General features: G+C 69.9%; 14 protein-coding genes and 1 tRNA gene. 2 read left to right on the top strand and 13 right to left on the bottom strand.

Annotated features, from left to right (window positions below; all coding sequences use genetic code 11):
* The 8 genes from VH112_14585 to VH112_14620 all read right to left on the bottom strand — a co-directional run.
* Positions 1-962 (bottom strand): hypothetical protein (locus VH112_14585; GenBank protein HEX4541466.1); only part of this gene is annotated, 962 nt, incomplete at its 3' end.
* A gap of 233 nt (positions 963-1,195) precedes the next feature.
* Positions 1,196-1,271 (bottom strand) — tRNA-Thr (locus VH112_14590).
* Positions 1,272-1,554: 283 nt separating this feature from the next.
* Positions 1,555-2,622 (bottom strand): ATP-binding protein, encoded by a 1,068-nt coding sequence (locus VH112_14595; GenBank protein ID HEX4541467.1) that lies wholly within the window; start codon positions 2,620-2,622, stop codon positions 1,555-1,557.
* 7 nt (positions 2,623-2,629) lie between these two features.
* Positions 2,630-3,268, bottom strand: coding sequence for a dTMP kinase (tmk, locus tag VH112_14600; protein HEX4541468.1), 639 nt, complete (start codon positions 3,266-3,268; stop codon positions 2,630-2,632).
* Between the two features lie 31 nt (positions 3,269-3,299).
* Positions 3,300-6,113 (bottom strand): type I DNA topoisomerase, encoded by a 2,814-nt coding sequence (topA, locus tag VH112_14605; GenBank protein ID HEX4541469.1) that lies wholly within the window; start codon positions 6,111-6,113, stop codon positions 3,300-3,302.
* Positions 6,114-6,256: 143 nt separating this feature from the next.
* Entirely contained in the window at positions 6,257-8,755 is a 2,499-nt protein-coding gene (locus VH112_14610) for a sodium-translocating pyrophosphatase (protein HEX4541470.1), read from the bottom strand.
* A complete protein-coding gene (locus tag VH112_14615) occupies positions 8,752-9,477 on the bottom strand; it encodes a metal-dependent transcriptional regulator (GenBank protein HEX4541471.1) in 726 nt (241 codons plus the stop codon). The genes VH112_14610 and VH112_14615 overlap by 4 nt, the downstream gene beginning before the upstream one ends.
* An 89-nt stretch (positions 9,478-9,566) precedes the next feature.
* Entirely contained in the window at positions 9,567-11,939 is a 2,373-nt protein-coding gene (locus VH112_14620; GenBank protein HEX4541472.1) for an amino acid permease, read from the bottom strand.
* Between the two features lie 70 nt (positions 11,940-12,009).
* On the opposite strand from VH112_14620, the gene VH112_14625 reads away from it, so the two are divergent.
* The gene (locus VH112_14625; GenBank protein HEX4541473.1) at positions 12,010-12,708 is read left to right on the top strand and encodes a TrkA family potassium uptake protein; all 699 of its coding nucleotides are present in this window, start codon (positions 12,010-12,012) and stop codon (positions 12,706-12,708) included.
* Between the two features lie 13 nt (positions 12,709-12,721).
* The gene (locus tag VH112_14630) at positions 12,722-13,393 is read left to right on the top strand and encodes an NAD-binding protein (protein ID HEX4541474.1); all 672 of its coding nucleotides are present in this window, start codon (positions 12,722-12,724) and stop codon (positions 13,391-13,393) included.
* 55 nt (positions 13,394-13,448) lie between these two features.
* Here VH112_14630 and VH112_14635 read toward each other — a convergent pair whose 3' ends face one another.
* From VH112_14635 to VH112_14655, 5 genes are all read right to left on the bottom strand, one after another.
* The gene (locus VH112_14635) at positions 13,449-13,925 is read right to left on the bottom strand and encodes an ATP-binding protein (protein ID HEX4541475.1); all 477 of its coding nucleotides are present in this window, start codon (positions 13,923-13,925) and stop codon (positions 13,449-13,451) included.
* Between the two features lie 2 nt (positions 13,926-13,927).
* A complete protein-coding gene (locus VH112_14640) occupies positions 13,928-14,263 on the bottom strand; it encodes an STAS domain-containing protein (GenBank protein ID HEX4541476.1) in 336 nt (111 codons plus the stop codon).
* A 103-nt stretch (positions 14,264-14,366) separates the two neighbouring features.
* Positions 14,367-15,647 (bottom strand): fibronectin type III domain-containing protein, encoded by a 1,281-nt coding sequence (locus VH112_14645; GenBank protein HEX4541477.1) that lies wholly within the window; start codon positions 15,645-15,647, stop codon positions 14,367-14,369.
* A complete protein-coding gene (locus VH112_14650; protein ID HEX4541478.1) occupies positions 15,647-16,267 on the bottom strand; it encodes a class E sortase in 621 nt (206 codons plus the stop codon). The genes VH112_14645 and VH112_14650 overlap by 1 nt, the downstream gene beginning before the upstream one ends.
* A gap of 45 nt (positions 16,268-16,312) precedes the next feature.
* A partial coding sequence (locus VH112_14655; GenBank protein ID HEX4541479.1) for a hypothetical protein occupies positions 16,313-17,084 on the bottom strand: 772 nt, incomplete at its 5' end.

Below are 17,084 nucleotides of genomic sequence, written 5' to 3' on the forward strand. Positions count from 1 at the left end.
AGGAGCAGCACCAGCAGCGCTCCGAGCACAAGGACGCCCACGATGATCCCTACGATCAGGGCCACCGAACTGCCCGAGCTCGACTTGGCTGGCTGGGTCGTGGGACTGGCGGCCGCTCCGCCGAGGCGGGTCACCGGGCCCACCCGGTCTGGGGTGACCTCGACCTGGTTGCCGGCGGTGAGCGTGAACGGCTTCAGCGAGGGGTTCGTCGGCGTCACGTCCACAGAGTCCTGGATCACGGAGACGGAGCTCGTCTGGGTGCCCGGGTCATAGCCGACGGCGAAGTTGGTGCCCTTCTCGGCCAGGACGACCGTATGCGTATCTGCTTCGAACCTGCCTTTAGAGGGTTCGCTCGGCGGCATCACGAATTCCGCGACGCCGGAGAGCAGATGGGCCACCCCGCCCTGGGGGCCGTGGTCGGTGACGAGCTGGGTGTTTCTGGCGAAGGCCTGGCCGTAGTAGAAGGAGGGCCCGGCGCCGCCGCCGTAGAGTTGGGTCTGCCCGCCGTCGGCCCAGTCGATGGTGGCCGGGACACTCGACGGCTGGCCCGGAGGGGCGGTCGTCACCACCGTCTCACCGGCCCGCAGGGGCTGCCCCTCGTAACCCTGGACGGTGGTGCCGTTGTAACGGTGAACACTTACGCCGGGCCCGGTATCGGTCAGGGTCGCGACGACCGGAGGAGGAGGTTGCGTCGTCGTTGTGGACTGGTTCGTCTCGGGGCTCTGGTTGCCTGAGGTCCCGGTCGAGCTGCCGCCGTTGGGGCTGCGGTTGCCGTTCGGCGTGCTGTTGCTCGTCGTGGTGCTGGTCGTTGTGGTGCTGCTGCTCGTTGTCGTGCTGCTGCTCGTCGTGGTGCAACCCTCGCCCGTGACAGGGTCGCAGGCGTGCGCGACACCTGTTGCCCGCCAGAGCGCGAACCCGACACATGCCAACCCGACCACGATGAAAAGAGCGAGTCTGCGCACGAGCCATTACCGGATACTCCCTATCCGGTACCCTCCTCCCTTGCACCGATTATGCGGCGCAAGTTGTCATCGAACAAGAGCCAGATCGTCCAGAACCTGCAGGTTTGGGAACGGGACGCGGTACCGCTAGTCCGATCAGACCGTTGCGTTGCGGCCCCCGGCTGTGGGGATGCCCGTCCGACATCGCGGCCGCCAGCGGAGGAGGATGCTCAAAATGGCTGGTGAGAGCACCTTGGAGCCCGAGTGGGGACTCGAACCCCAGACCTGCTCATTACGAGTGAGCTGCTCTGCCGTCTGAGCTACTCGGGCGAAGATCGCCAGCCTAACTTGACCCGAGCAGAGGCATCGCCGGCTGTCGACCCCAGTGGCGGGCGGCCACGCTAGCTCGCTGGTACCCAGGACGGCGTCAGCCGGCGTGGCGCCCGAGCGGGTCCCACGAAGGGCGATGACCGCTCAGGCGCCACACTCGGCGCACCACATCCGTCGCGCCCGTGTCGTCCCCTCCCAAGCGCCACCAACAGCTCGGACGGGCACAGACTGCCCGCTGGGTCTGACGGTTTGCTTACTACAGGCTGACTGGTTGCTGACCGTTCTACGCCTGGGACCTGCTGCCGGCAGACGAGAGCCGAACCAGTAGGGCCTGGAGCAGCAGGGCCTCGTTGGGGTTGTACTCGAGGGCCTCGTTGGCGTCGTGGACGGCGTCGATGGCGTCGAGCGTCGCCGCCACCGCGGGAGCGGGCACGGTCTCCGGTGTTACCGGGGCCTGGAGCCGCTCCCGGTAGGCCACGGTGAGAGCCGCCAATCCGAAGCGCAGCTCGTCCATCCGCAGCCGGCGTTGCTCGCGGCGATGACGGTCCTCGATCTCCCGCCGGCCGGGCAGCCCCCGCTCCCCGACCAGCCGCGCCCGCTCGGCGACCTCCTCCAGCTCGGCCCGCTGGATCGCGCGCAGCGGCTCGAGGACGGCTTCGCCGTGAGCCAGCAGGTCGTCGACCAGCGTCATCACGGTGGCGCCCGTGCCGTCGAGCCGCCGGGGCACCTCCTCCCACGCCTGCCGGCGTTCGGCCGAGGTGGGATCCGAGAGGAGGAGTCGGGCCCGGTCCATGCGCCCGCCCGACGAAAGCGCCGCCGCGGTGGCCAGCGCCTCGTCGGCGCCCTCGGCCACGAGCCGAGCGGCGACGGCATCCGAGCTCAGCGCCTTGAACCTGACCTGGACGCAACGGCTGGCGATCGTCGCCAGCTCCGGTGCCAGACGGTCGGCGAGGAGCACGAACACCGTCGTCGGTGGCGGCTCCTCGATGGACTTGAGCAGCGCGGGAGCGGCCCTGTCCACCAAGTGCAGATCGACCAGCACGAGCACCTGACGGCGACCCTCCATCGGGCTGCGCCACGCCAGCCGGGCGATCTCGCGGGCGTCGTCGACGGTGATGAACGGCCCCGCCCGCTCGCGCACGACGAGGTCGGGATGGGTACCCGCGAGGACACGCGCTTCGCAGGCACCATCCCCACAGAGAAGCGAGGCGGCGAACGAGCGCGCGGCGGCGCGCTTACCGGTGCCCGGCGGACCGAGGAGCAGATAGGCGTGCACCGGCGAGGCCGCGGCAGCGCGGAGTTGGGCCACGGCCTCGTCCTGGCCGATGACGTCGTCGTACAGCGGCGACACGTCTGGCCTAGTTGGGGCCGGCTCTCGCCAGCCCGCCGGGGGCGCCCAACCGCTCGGTCACCACGTCCAGCACCCTACCGGCCACCTCGGCCTCCGCCCCCGACCCGTTGACGACCGCCCAGGTGTCCCGGTCGGCGGCGGCGAGCGCGTGGTAGCCCGCCGTTACCCGTTGGTGGAAAGCCACGTCCTCCCGCTCGAGCCGGTCGAGCTCTCGGCTCTGGCGGGCCGCCGCCTCCTCCGCGGGGAGCTCGAGCAGCACGGTCAGGTCCGGCCACAGGCCTCCCGAGGCCCATGACGTCAGCCGTCGGAGCTCGGCCACGTCGAGGCCCCGCCCGAAGCCCTGATACGCGAGCAAGGACGCCGAGAAGCGATCGGTCACCACCCAGCGACCCGATGACAGCGCCGGGTCGACGACCTCGCTCACATGCTGGGCCCGGTCGGCCGCCATGAGCAGCGCCTCGGTGCGGGCATCGATTCGAGTCGCGTCGCCGTCGAGGAGGAGGGTCCGGACCCGCTCGCCCATCGCCGTCCCGCCCGGCTCCCGCGTGAGCACCGCACCGAGGGCCTCGGCGAGCAGCCGGGCCTGGGTGGACTTGCCGGATGCCTCGCGACCCTCGAGGGCGATCAGGCGGCCGCGAGCAGCCACCGCGGGCGGCTCCCGCGCGGGCGCCACGGGCTCAGGAACGGCTGCGCGTCGCCGCCTTCGTCGGCGCCGTCTTGGTGGCGGATGTCTTCTTGGCGGCGGATGCCTTCTTGGTGGCAGCCTTCTTCTTCGTGGCGGCCTTCTTGGTGGTGGCCGTCGTTCGCCCCGCCTTCTTGGCGGTGCCCTTCTTGGTCGCCTTGGCCGACTTGCGGGCGGAGCCCGCCTTGGTCGATCGAGCGCCCTTGCGAGGCGGCGCTGGTCCCGCCGCACGCTTCTCAGCAAGCAGCTCGGCGGCGCGCTCAGCCGTCAGCGACTCCGGATCGTCGCCGCGGCGTAATGACGCGTTGATCTCGCCGTCCGTCACGTACGGTCCGAAACGGCCCGACCGCACCACCATGGCCCCACCGCTCACCGGGTCGGGACCGAGCTCGCGCAGAGGGGCGGCGGCCGCCCTCCGGCCACCGCGCTGCTTGGGCTGGGCGAAGATGGCCAGGGCCTGGTCGAGGTCGACGGTGAACAGCTGGTCCTCGGCATCCAGGCTGCGACTGTCGTCGCCCTTCTTCAGGTACGGGCCGAAGCGTCCGTTCAGGGCCAGGATCTCGGCCCCGTCGGCCGGATCGGTACCGACGACCCGGGGCAGGCTCAGCAGGCGGAGCGCCTCCTCCAGGGTCACCGTGTCCAGGGACATGGACTGAAACAGCGACGAGGTGCGGGGCTTGGTCTTGGACCCGGGATCGCCCTCGCCCAGCTGCACGTAGGGCCCGAACCGGCCGGCACGCACCAGCACAGGTAGCCCGGTATCGGGGTCCTGGCCGACCACCCGATCGCCGCTCGGCGCCGCCAACAGCTCCTCGGCCCGCTCGACCGTGAGCTCGTCAGGCGCCAGATCGTCGGGAATCGAGGCCCGGTCCTCCGCGCGCTGGACGTAGGGCCCATAGCGGCCGACACGCACCACGATCTGCTCACCGCTGTCATCGAGCCCGATCGGTATCGAGTTCACCTCGCGGGCGTCGATCTCGTCGAGATGCCCCGCGACGCTCGCCTTGAGCCCGGGCTTGCCGTTGCCGAAGTAGAACCGGTTGAGCCAGGGCACCGCCTCCTCCTGGCCGTCGGCGATCTCGTCGAGGTCGTCCTCCATGCTGGCCGTGAACCCGTAGTCGACCAGGTCGGTGAAGTGACGCTCCAGCAACCCGACCACCGCAAAGGCCACGAACGACGGGACGAGCGCGCTTGCCTTCTTCCAGACGTAGCCCCGGTCCTGGATCGTGCTGATGATCGTGGCGTAGGTGGACGGCCGACCGACCCCGAGCTCCTCGAGCGCCTTCACCAGCGACGCCTCGGTGTAGCGGGCCGGAGGCTGGGTGGCGTGGCCACGCGCCTCGAGCACCTCCTTCTCCAGGGCATCGCCGTCTGCCAACCGCGGGAGGTGGACCTCGCGGTCCTCCAGCTCGGCTTCGGGGTCGTCGGCGCCTTCGACGTAGGCACGGAGGAACCCGGGGAACGTGATGACCTTGCCGCTGGCCGCGAACTCCGCCCGCTCGCCGGCCGCGGGCGTGCCATCAGGCGACGCGGCCACACCCGCCAGACGCACCTGGACGCTCATCCCGTTGGCGTCGGCCATCTGCGAGGCGACAGTGCGCTTCCAGACGAGGTCGTACAGGCGAGCCTCGTCCTGCGACACATCGCCGGCAACCTGATCGGGCCGGCGAAAGGACTCCCCTGCCGGTCGTATCGCCTCGTGGGCCTCCTGGGCGTTCTTCACCTTGCGGTCGTGGCGGCGGGGCTGGGGCGGGACGTACTCGGCCCCATACAGCGCCGCCGCCTGATCGCGAGCGGCAGTCACGGCGGTGGTCGACAGGGCCGTCGAGTCGGTCCTCATGTAGGTGATGTAGCCGTTCTCGTACAGGCGCTGGGCGGTCTGCATGGTGCGGGCGGCGCTGAATCGCAGCTTGCGTCCCGCCTCCTGCTGCAACGTCGAGGTGGTGAACGGCGCGTAGGGCGAGCGCTTGAACGGCTTCTCCTCGACCGACGTGACGGCGAACGAGGCGTCGGCGAGCCGCTCGGCCAGGCCCCTCGCCTTGGGCTCGTCGAGGACAACGAGTCCGGGCGATCCCTTCGGGGTGCGCAGCTCACCGGTCTCCGAGAAGTCCTTGCCCGTCGCCAGGCGCTTGTCGTCGACTGCGACCAGGGTGGCCGAGAAGGGCTGCGCATCCCGGGCGAACCGTCCCTCCAGATCCCACCAGTTGGCCGAGCGGAAGCGGATCCGCGCCCGCTCGCGCTCGACGAGGATGCGGGTGGCGACGCTCTGCACCCGCCCCGCCGACAGCCTGGGCAGCACCTTCTTCCACAGCACGGGCGAGACCTCGTAGCCGTAGAGACGGTCGAGGATGCGGCGCGCCTCCTGGGCGTCGACCAGCCGTCGATCCAGGTCCCTCCACTCGTCGACCGCCTGCTCGATGGCGTGGCGCGTGATCTCGTGGAAGACCATTCGCTTCACCGGCACCCGGGGCGCCAGCACCTCCATCAGGTGCCAGGCGATCGACTCTCCCTCGCGGTCCTCGTCAGTGGCCAGGTACACCTCGCTGGCGTCGCGCATCAGGCTCTTCAGCTTGCTGACTTGGGCCTTCTTCTCCTTGGCCACGACATACAGCGGCTTGAACCCGTTGTCGACGTCGACGCCCAGGCGCGCCCAAGGCTCGGCCTTCAACGCGGCCGGCACGTCAGCCGCGCTCCGAGGCAGGTCGCGAATGTGGCCGATCGACGACTCGACGACCACATCGCGCCCGAGGAACCCCGCGATGGTCTTGGCCTTGGCGGGCGATTCGACGATAACGAGCGGTTTAGCCATGTCTGGACCCCAGGCTGAGATGACGGCCGGGCGCTGTCAAACCTCTCGGCCGACGACACGACGGTACTGTCCGCCACGGCCCCGGGCGTGCAGGGCCAGGCAGCGGGCCGCCCAGGGCGGGCAAAACCCGCCATGACCTGGTCTCACGTCTGGCCTCCCTGGTGGCCGACGGTCGGCGCCGAGGAGGGCGACTGGAGCCGGCCCTTGACCTCGAGGAGCCGGTCCCGCAGGTCGTGCTCCTCCTGGCCCAGGTCGACGACCCACTGATCGATGGCCGCGCTCATGGACGCCTTGCTCTGCGCGGGAGGCATCGCGCTGGCACCAGCCGGGGCGCCGGCCGTCACCTCGACGGGCTCGCCAGCAGGAGCGCCACCGCCCACACCTTCGGTCTTGCGCTTGGAGAAGGCGATGGCGGCCAGCAGGACGGCCAGGGCGATCGCCGCGATCGCGTAGCGTGCCGCGGTGTTGTGACGCTGGGTGATGACGAGGGGGAGGATGAGCAGGGACACGAGGTTCATGACCTTGATGAGCGGGTTGAGGGCGGGGCCCGCGGTGTCCTTGAACGGATCGCCGACGGTGTCGCCGATGACGGCAGCCTTGTGGGCCTCGGACCCTTTGCCGCCTTCGTGGCCGTCCTCGATGTACTTCTTGGCGTTGTCCCACGCGCCGCCTGAGTTGTTCAGGAAGTTGGCCATGAGCTGGCCGGTCAGGATGGCGGCGGCAAGAAAAGCGCCAAGGGCGAGGTAGTTGATACCGAAGCCGATGATGATCGGCGTCAGCACGGCGAGCAGGGCGGGAGTGGCCAGCTCGCGCTGAGCCGCGGCGGTGCATATTCCGATCACCCGTCCGTACTCGGGCTTCTCGGTGGCGTCCATGATGCCCGGGTGCTCGCGGAACTGCCGGCGGACCTCCTGGACCACGGTGCCCGCCGTCCGGCCCACGGCCCGGATGGCGAGCGCGGAGAACATGAAGGCGACCGATCCACCGATCAGCAGACCGATGAAGGTGGTCGGGTTGGCCACGTTGATCTGCGTCAGGGCGTTGTTGAACAGCGCCGATCCCGTGGCTCCGATATTGAGCTGATTGCCGATCGTCTCGATGAAGGCGGCAAACAGGGCGACGGCGGCGATGACCGCCGACCCGATGGCCACACCCTTGGTGATGGCTTTGGTCGTGTTGCCGACGGCGTCGAGGCTGACCATGACGCGCTCGGCCTCGCCACCGAACTCGCCGGACATCTCGGCGATGCCGGCGGCGTTGTCCGCCACCGGCCCGAAGCTGTCCTCGGACACGACCATGCCCGTGGTGGACAGCAGGCCGATGCCCGTCAGGGCCACGAGGTACAGCGAGAACTCGATGTTGCCGTTCCCGAGCCCGACGGCGATGGCGATCGCCACGGCGATGGCGATGATCGCCCACACCGTGGACTCGAGCCCCGACGAGATGCCCGACAGCACTGTGGTGGCCGGCCCCGTTCGGGCTGACTCGGCGATCTCCCGCACGGGCGAGGTCTCCGTGGAGGTGAAGTACTCGGTGATGCGGCTGGCCGCCTGGCCCAGGAGCACCCCGGACAGCACGGCCCAGAAGACGCGCAGGTTGTGCACGTAGAACTGGGCGACCAGGAAGGTGCCGGCGACCGTCAGGGCGCCAGCGGTGAGAAAGCCGCGGTTGATGGGAGCCATCGCGGTGCGGTCCTTGCTCGTCGCCCGCACCATCAGGATCCCCACCGCCGAGGCGAGGATGCCGATCGTGACCACGATGACCGGGAAGATGACGCCGAGTGCGGGATTGCGCCCGATGGAGCGAAAGGCGGCGAAGCCCAGGATGAGCGAGGCGATGATCGTGATCTCGTAGGACTCGAACAGGTCGGCGGCCATTCCCGCGCAGTCCCCGACGTTGTCACCCACGTTGTCGGCGATGGTGGCGGGATTGCGGGGGTCGTCCTCGGGGATGCCGGCCTCCACCTTGCCGACCAGGTCGGCGCCGACGTCGGCGGCCTTGGTGAAGATGCCGCCGCCGACTCGCATGAACAAGGCGATGAGCGACGCGCCGAACCCGAAGCCCACGAGGACCGACGTGGCGGTGTTCTGGAAGATCAAGACGATGGCGGCGGCGCCGAACAGGCCGAGTCCCACACAGAACATGCCCGTGATGCCGCCGGTGCGGAAGGCAACCCGCAGCGCTGCGGGCAGCGAGCCACCCCTCGCCGCCGCGGTGGTGCGGACGTTGCCCCGTACCGACAGGTTCATGCCGATGATGCCCGTGATGCCGGAGAAGGTGGCGCCCACGAGGAAGGCCAGGGCCCGCCAGAGGCCGGACTCGCCGAAGCTCAGGGCGACGGACCCGTCCGGCCTGACCACCTTCGTCGCGGTGAGGAACACCAGCACCGCCAGGGGTACGACGATGATGAGAATCACCCGGAACTGCCGGCGCAGGAAGGCGACAGCCCCCTCCTGGATGGCGCCGGCGATCTCGCGCATGGTGGCCGTGCCCTGATCGGCGGCGAGGACGCCGCGCATGAGGAAGATCCCAACGCCGATGGCTCCGAGGCCGGCAAGGAGGGCGAAGACGAGCCAGGCCTTCTCGCCCCCGCCCAGGGTGAAGGCCTGATAGCCCCCTTCGGCGGCGAGGGTATGCGTCATGCCGACTGCTCCTTTCTGTCCTGCGGTTCGTGCTCGCGGGCCGGCGCCGGCGGCGCCTCCCGCTCGTCGATCTTCACGAAGACCTGGTTGGCGACCCGGTGCCCGACGGTCCGGTCATGCCCGTCCACCCGGATCACCAGAGGTCCGTCGAAAGGGTGCTTCTCGCGCACCTCGACCCGGACGCCCGGTCGCAGGCCGAGGGTGTCGAGGAACGCCACCACGGCGGGATCCGTCGAGCCCGGCACGGCCACCTCGGCCGCGTCGCCTGGCTCCAGGTCGTAGAGCGGCGGCATCTCGGGGATGTACCCGACCTCGGGCTCGGGAACCGGGAAGCCGTGGGGACAGGTCGAGGGGCGGTGCAAGGCGACGAAGAGCCGGTCCTCGACCTCCTGAGGCAGCTCGTGCTCGAAGGAGGTGGCCAGCCGGTCCGCCTCGTTCCACGGGTAGCCCAGCATGTCGGAGAGGAAGCGCTCCACGATCCGGTGGCGGCGGATGGCGGCCACGGCCGCCTGCCGGCCCGACGACGTCAGCTCCACGCCCCGGTACGGGCGGTGGTGGGCCAGGTCGCGCTCGGCCAGCCGCTTCACGGCCGCGGTGGCCGTGCCGGGGCTGACGCGCAGCGCTTCGGCCAGTGCCCCGGTGTGCGTGTCCGAGCCCGCCTTGGTCAGGCGGTACATGGCCTTCAGCGTCTCCCGCTCCGATCTCGACAGTTCCTGGTCCATGGATTCGGCTCGGCGCAAGGTAGTTTTTGTGGCTCAAAAACGTCAAGCGGGGCACCGCTCGCGCAATCGACCGGCGAAGGCGATCCGAGTCAGTCTTCGGAGTCGGAGCTCTCGGAGCCCCCGGGGGCGATGAGCTCGTAGTCGGGGCTGAAGATGGCCAGACGGCCCCCCTGCTCACCCACCGTGCCCTCGGCCACCAGGCGGGCACCGGGCTCGATGCCGGCGACCTTGCGACGGCCCGGGAACACCAGGGTCAGGCCGCCGGTCGGGTCGACCAGCTTGCACAGCAGGCTGGGGGACACCGAGGACGGCTGCACCGACACCGACTTCACCCGCCCGGCGACGCGGGCCCGCTGCCGCCACTGCACCTGGCCAATGGGGGTGGTGCCGACGATGGCCCGGTCCGAGCGGGCCGTGGCGCCGCCAGTGGACTGACGGACCCGCCGACGGCCCTGGGGCCTGAGCGCCGGCGTGCGGCGAAGGACGCGCTGGCTCGCCGACACACCCTTGCCCACCTGGAAGGGGACGATCGTGGCGCGGGCGTTGGGGAGCTGGTCCACCGTCTCGGCGATGCTGTCGGCCGTTCGGTCGTGCAGCAGGCGTGTCCACTGTTGGGGATAGATCCGGCGGGGAAGCAGCACGGTCGCCTCGGACCCCTCGTTGCTGAGCGCCTCGGCGACCATCTCCAGGATGGCCCGGCGGAGCCGCCGGTCGGGGACGTCGACCAACTCCAGTGAGAGGCCCGCCATCCCGAGCCGGGTCCACTCCTCCTCCAGGAGGCGTGCGGCACGCTCGTCGAGCACGAAGTGCACCAGGTGCAGCTGGTCCGGGCCCAGGGTGCGGGCGTACTGGATGGCCCGGACGGCGGCCAGGTCGAGGCGATCGATCAGCACGAAGACGAAATGGCGACGAGGGATCGGGACCTCGACCAGCTCGGGCGCCCCCTCTTCGAGCTCCGCCTCTTCGTTGCGGTACTGGCGGTTGAGGCGGATGAAGACGAAGACCAGGAAGGGAAGGAGCACCACCACCAGCCAGGCGCCCTGCGTGAACTTGGTGACGACGATCACGATGTCGACCACGAAGGACAGCAGCGCGGCGGCGCCATTCACGGCCAGCCGGTGGCGCCATCCGCTCTCCCGGAGCCTGAGGTGGTACCTGACCATCCCCGCTCCGGCCATGGTGAAGCCGGTGAAGACGCCGATGGCGTACAGGGAGATAAGCGAGGCGACCTGGGCCCCGGTGACCACCAGGAGCGCGACGGACACGACGGTCAGCACGATGATCCCGTTGGAGAAGACCAGGCGGTGCCCCCTGCGGGTCAGCTGGCGAGGCAGGAAGGAGTCCTCGCCCACGAAGCTGGCCAGGAAGGGGAAGCCGGTGAAGCTGGTGTTGGCCGCCAGCACCAGGATGAAGAGGGTGGCGATCTGCAGGAAGTAGAAGAGGAAGTTCCCCAGGGCCCCGGTGCCGTAGACGAACCTGGCCACCTGCGACAGCACGGTCGGGCTCTGGGACACGAAGGGAACGGCGTGGACCCAGCTGGCGAGCAGCGACACCCCGAGGACCAACGATCCCAGGATAAGACTCATGATGACGAGGGTGGCCCGGGCGTTCTTGCGCTCGGGGGGACGGAACACGCTCACCGCATTGGAGATGGCCTCGGTCCCCGTGAGGGCGGACCCGCCGTCGGCGAAAGCCCGCAGGATGATGAACAACGAGGCGCCAAGGAGCAGCCCGCTGCCCCCGCTCCCCGACGTGATGGCCCCGGCCGCGTGGACCGAGTGCGCATGCAGGTCGCCGAGCACGCTCTTCACGAGGCCGACGCCGATCAGGGCGGCCATGTTGGCAAGGAAGAGATACGTGGGGAGGGCGAAGAGGCGCCCCGCCTCCCGGATCCCTCGCAGGTTGGCGTATGCGATCAGGAGGACGAAGGCGACGGACAGCTCGACCGTGTAAGGCGTCAGAGAAGGCACCGCTGAGGTCAGGGCCGAGACACCGGCCGCCATGGAGACCGCGACCGTGAGCGTGTAGTCGATGAGCAACGACACACCGGCGATCTGGGCGATGTTCGGGCCGAAGTTCTCCCGGCTCACCACGTACGCCCCCCCGGCCTTGGGGTAGGCCCAGATGACCTCCCGGTAGGAGAGGGTGACGAAGAGCAGCACCACCAGGATGGCGAGCGTGACCGGCACCGTGAGCGAGAAGGCCGCCACACCCACCGCCACGACCAGGACCCGCAGGATCTGCTCGGTGGCGTAGGCCGAGGACGAGAGCACGTCGGACGAGAGAACCGCCAGCGCCGTCGGCTTTCCCAGGCGCTCGGTGCGCAGCTGCTCGCTGACCAGTGGTGGCCCCAGCAGCCGCTTCTTGATGCGATAGCCCAGAGACTCGGGGAGCTCCAGCGACTCCGGGGTGGGGAGCGCGGCGGGGGCCCTGCGGTCGATTCGGGGCGTGGCGCTCCTCACAGCGTCCAAGTAAACACTTCCCGGCCACCTCTCCCACCTCGGGACCGTCGACCGACGAAGCAGGAGAGTTGTGCAGCCTGGCGGGGCCGTGTTCCATGTAACCGTGCACATCGTCGTGGTGGGCTGCGGGCGAGTGGGGTCCGAGCTCGCCATCACGCTGGAGGGGGATGGCCACAGCGTGGCGGTCATCGACAAGGACCCACGCTCCCTCCGGCGCCTGCCCCCCGAGTGGACGGGGCGGACGGTCGTGGGCTTCGGCTTCGACCGGGACCACCTCGAGCTGGCCGGGATCCATGAGGCGGGCGCCGTGGCCGCCGTCACGAGCGGTGACAACTCGAACATCCTCACGGCCCGGATCGCCCGGGAGACCTACCAGATCGCGAACGTCGTGGCCCGGATCTACGATCCCCGCCGGGCCGTCATCTACCAGCGCCTTGGCATCCCGACGGTGGCCACCGTGACCTGGACGACGGAGCAGGTGATGCGCCGGCTCTTTCCCGAGGCCGGCGTCACCGAGTGGACCGACACCAGCGGCCAGCTCGTGCTCGTCGAGCGCGCCCTGCCCGATGAGTGGGCGGGCCAGCGACTCGAACAGATCAACCTCGAAGGTCGGGTGCGGCTGGTCGCCGTCACCCGGGCCAGCACGCCCCGCCTGACCACCCGCGACGTGGTGGGCCAGGAGGGCGACCTGCTGCACATCGCCGCCCGCAAGGACAGCCTCGACGAGCTCGAGCGTCGCCTCCTCGCCGGCCCCGAGGGGCCTACGTGAGCGTGGTGGTCCCATGAAGGTGATGATCGCCGGGGCGGGGAATGTCGGCACGTTCATCGCCTCGGACCTGCACTCCGCCGGCCACGACGTGCTCATCATCGAGCAGGACCCGGACCTCGTGGCTCGGCTTCGCCCCACCTTGGACATCGACTGGTTGGCGGCCGACGCCTGCGAGGTGTCGTCTCTCTACGCCGCCGGCATGGCCGATGCCGATGTCGTCGTGTCCGCCACCGGCGATGACGAGGACAACCTCGTCATCTCCCTGCTGGCCAAGCAGGAGTTTGCCGTTCCTCGCGTCGTCGCCCGGGTCAACCATCCCAAGAACCGGTGGTTGTTCAGCGAGGCCTGGGGTGTCGACGTCTCGGTGTCGACGCCACACCTGCTCACGGCCCTGGTCGAAGAGGCGGTGTCGGTCGGATCACTCGTCCGCCTCCTCCAGCTGGAGGGGGGAAGGGGCGGCGGCGCCAGGCTGGTCGAGGTCACGCTGGCCGAGGACTCGCCCGCCGCCGGCTACTCGATCGCCGACTTGGAGGTGCCGCGGGACGCGACCATCGTCGCTGTGGTCCGAGACACCCACGTCGTGGTCCCCCGGGGTGACACCGTCCTCGATACCGGCGACGAGGTCCTGGCCCTGGTCACGGCCGACTCCGAGGACGTCGTCCGCTCCCTCCTCGCCGGCGGGTGAGGGCCCGGGCTGAGCCGCTTCTCCGCTCTGCTGTCGGCGCTATTCGCTCTCGGCGCTACTCGCCGTCGGGCGCGACGGGCGGGCAGTACAGGATCATGATCACCGAGGTGCCGTCATCGGACGAGGCGAACTCGACCTCGTCGACCAGGGCCCGCATGAGGGGAACCCCGAGACCCCGCTCGTAGTTCGGGCGCATGGGGTCGGCCACCGAGGGACGCTCGGGCAGCGTCGACGGATCGAAGCCGGGTCCGTGGTCCTGGACGTCGACCTCGAAACGGTCCTGTCCGTCCCGCCAGCGCAGGACGACGCGCTCCTCGCCGGCTGGCTCGTAGGCCTCGATGGCGTTGGTGCAGGCCTCGGACACGGCAAGCTTGAGGTCGTCGATCCGATCGTCGGCCAGGTCGCGCCTCGATGAGGCCAACGACGACACAACAAGCCGGGCGAGAGAGACGTACTCGGCGCGGGCGGGGATATCGAGCTCGACGTCTGCCTCGGTCCACCCCGGCGGCCGCACCGCCTCGCCCGCCGCCACGGCTAGGGGGTCGTAGCCGATTCGACGGTGTCGTGGATCGAGAACACCTTCGTGAGGCCGGTGATCTCGAACACCTTCAGGATGCGGGGCTGGGTGCAGACCAGGATCATGTCCCCGTCGTGGCTCCGCAGGCGCTTGAGCCCTCCGACGAGCACGCCCAGACCGGTCGAGTCGAGGAAGTCGACGCCCTCCAGGTCGACCACCACCTGATGGCTGCCCTGGCTGACGAGCTCGATGAGCCGCTCGCGGAGCCGGGGTGCCGTGTACACATCGACCTCGCCGCGCACCGCGAGCACTGCGTAGTTGCCTCGCTGGTCGACCTCGAAGCCAAGATCCATGGCCAAGCGTCCTCCTCGGGCGCCGCTTCACGGGGCACGATGCCTGGGACACCAAGCTAGTGCGTGGGTCGTGTCGCCATCACGCCGGGGGAGTGAAGCGAGCTCAGCGCCGCCGCTGGGCCGTCATCGCCCTGGTGACGTCGGCGCGGCCGGGACCGTCCCGCTGGGCCCGCATGGCCCTGGTGACGTCGGCGCCGCCCCGCCGGCTGCCCACCGTCGTCATCTGGACTGTCTCGTCGACGCCCTCCGAGTGGCGATCCCACTGGTCCACCCCGACGGGCGCCATCGTGTCGTCGACCGCCCGGCGCATCCGGATGAGGTGGGCGGCGATGGCGAGCAGGATCAGGGCTGCGGCCACGAAGAGCGCCGTCCGGACGATGTTGGCGCCGGCCGATCGCCCCTTCGGGTCCTGGGCCCCAGGCGTACCCGGCTCGGTGAGCGCCGCCTGGCCGCCGTAGGGGAGGTTGGAGTAGCCCCCGGCGGTCGGCGACCCCGTGACTGGGCGGCCCGGACCCTGGCCGGGGTGGACGAGGCCAGCAACGGGGTCGGTGATGGCCTGGACGGCCGCCGGAAGCTCGGCCACCGAGCCCCCCGGTCCGAAGAGGCTGCCGGCGGGCGCGGCGACGGTGCTCGCCGGCGTAGACGGATCCGATGAGATCGTCTGGCCCGACTGAGCCCCGGAGCGCACGGCGATGACGTGGTACTGGTAATCCTTGCCCGACTGGACGCTCGTGTCGCGGAAGTTGGTGTCGGTGCCCTGGCTGCTCGGACTGACGGTGGACCAGTTCGAGCCGTTCAAGGATGCCCGCTGGACCTGGTAGGCGAGTGTGTCGGGCTCCGGGTTGGCCTGCCAGGTCACCGTGACCGCGCTCCCGTTGGCATCTTTGGTCGCCGACACGCCAGCGGGCGGCTGGGGCGGCACGCCCTCGAAGAAGGTGACCGCCTGTGACGTTCCCGAGTGGCTGCCGGTGCCCGGGTCGTCCTCGGTCGCCGTCGCCCAGAGCTGGTAGGCGCCGTTCCACGCCAAACTCGATGTGGAGGGTGGCGTCCCCGAGAAGGTCCACTCCGTCTGTCCCGACGAGGGCCTGGTCGGCGCGGCTGGGAACGAGTACGTGGTACGGCCAGCCTGCGAGCTGGCGAAGATCAGCACTGATGTGATCTGACCCCGACCCGACGGGGTGATCGTCCCGTCGACGCTCGGCATGCTCGTCTTCTTCTCCACCGTGTTCGGAGCCGGCGTGTTGATCGCCGGGAACGGAGGGCCGGATTGCGGAGGCGGTGAGGCGCCGGCTGGGGCGGCCGCGACGACCAAGGCGCCTGCTGCGCTGGCGAGACCCGCCAGGGCAGCGGCGGCGGCGGCCAGGGCAAGCCGGGTGCGTCCCATCAGGCCGCCGTGGCGGGGGCGCCCTTCATGACCGCCTTGACCACGATCCGATTGACAGCGAGGCCCTTGGGAGTGCACGAGGTGAGGGTCAGGGTCGGTGTCGCCGTGGGCGCGACGACAGACAGGTCGGTGGGCGACACCTCGAACGGTGCCTGGCTCACGGTGTAGGTGCACGAGCCGACCGGAGTCTGGAGCGTGACCGGGTCACCGGGTCGCAGCCTGTCGACGTCGGCGAAGGGCTTGCCGTAGGTGGTGCGATGGCCGGCGATGCTGACGTTGCCGGTCGTGCAGGGCAGCGGGGTCTCGGGGTAGTGGCCGGCGCCGGCCCGCAGGGCCGACTCCGTCGTTCCCTCCACCACGACGACGTTGGTGCCGATGCTGGGGATCCGCAGCCGGGTCAGGCTCTGCCCGATGGCGACCCGGTGCTGGAGGTAGGCCTGCCGGGTGTTCGGGCTCGCAAGCTCGTTCGCCAGGTCACCCTCGACGTGAGACTGGTAGAGGTTGGTGAAGATCGGGTAGCCCAGCAGTCCCACGGCAGCCAGGAGGAAGAGCCCGGCCAGCCCGGACAGCCCGCTCCGGGCCCACCGGTGGATCCTGAGAAAGCTGGTCAGGCTGGCCATGGGCTCATCTCGTGGCTGCGCATCCGGTCCCCCCCGGTCCGATGCTCAGGACCGGCGGAAGCCGAACCGGAAGCCGCCCCGGTAGGCGAGGAACCCGAGGCCCAGGGCCCCGCCGAGGAAGCCGAGGCCGGCGTAGGGGATCCACGGGTGCTCACCGGTGAAGGGCAGCGTGGGCGGGTGCGGTGCCGGGGTGACGGTCGCCAGGGCCCCACCGGCCGACGCCTGGGCGTGAGCCAGCTGAAGGTCCAGCACGTCCTTGCCGTTGGCCTGGCCCGGAAGCACGACGATCGAGACACCGTCGGCCACGCTCGACACCGAGCCGTCGGGGTTGGTCTTGGTGCTTCCCGAGCCCACCTTGATGCTCAAGAGGGTCACGGGCGACCCTGATCCGGCGGGCGGGAAATCGATTGTCTGACCGGGGACAACCTTGATCGTCTGCGGCACGCTTGGCAGGTTCGTGTTCTGCGTGATCGTAAGCAGGGCCGGGTCGAAGGTGCCCGTCGCCTTGCCTGTGTGGCGGTGATAGGTCGCCGTCGCCGTGGCTGACGCCAGTGTGAGGCTGAGGAGAGGTTTGGGCGCGATAGGTACCGTGCCGACTTCCGGCGTGAGGGTGAACAGATTGATTGTGGCGCCGTCTGTCGTCGCAGTCGACACAACGGTGCCGGCGTTGGTGGTTACGGACGAGTGCGAGGTGCCGAGCGGCGCGTTGACGAGCTGGCCGTTCGCGGCGCTGTCAACGATCTGGCTGAGGATGGGGCCCAACGTCGGGACCGTCGCCAAGTTGCCGCCCAACGTCGTAAGGCCGCTGGACAGCTGG

This window comes from Acidimicrobiales bacterium (genome assembly GCA_036270875.1).
GTDB lineage: Bacteria > Actinomycetota > Acidimicrobiia > Acidimicrobiales > AC-9 > AC-9.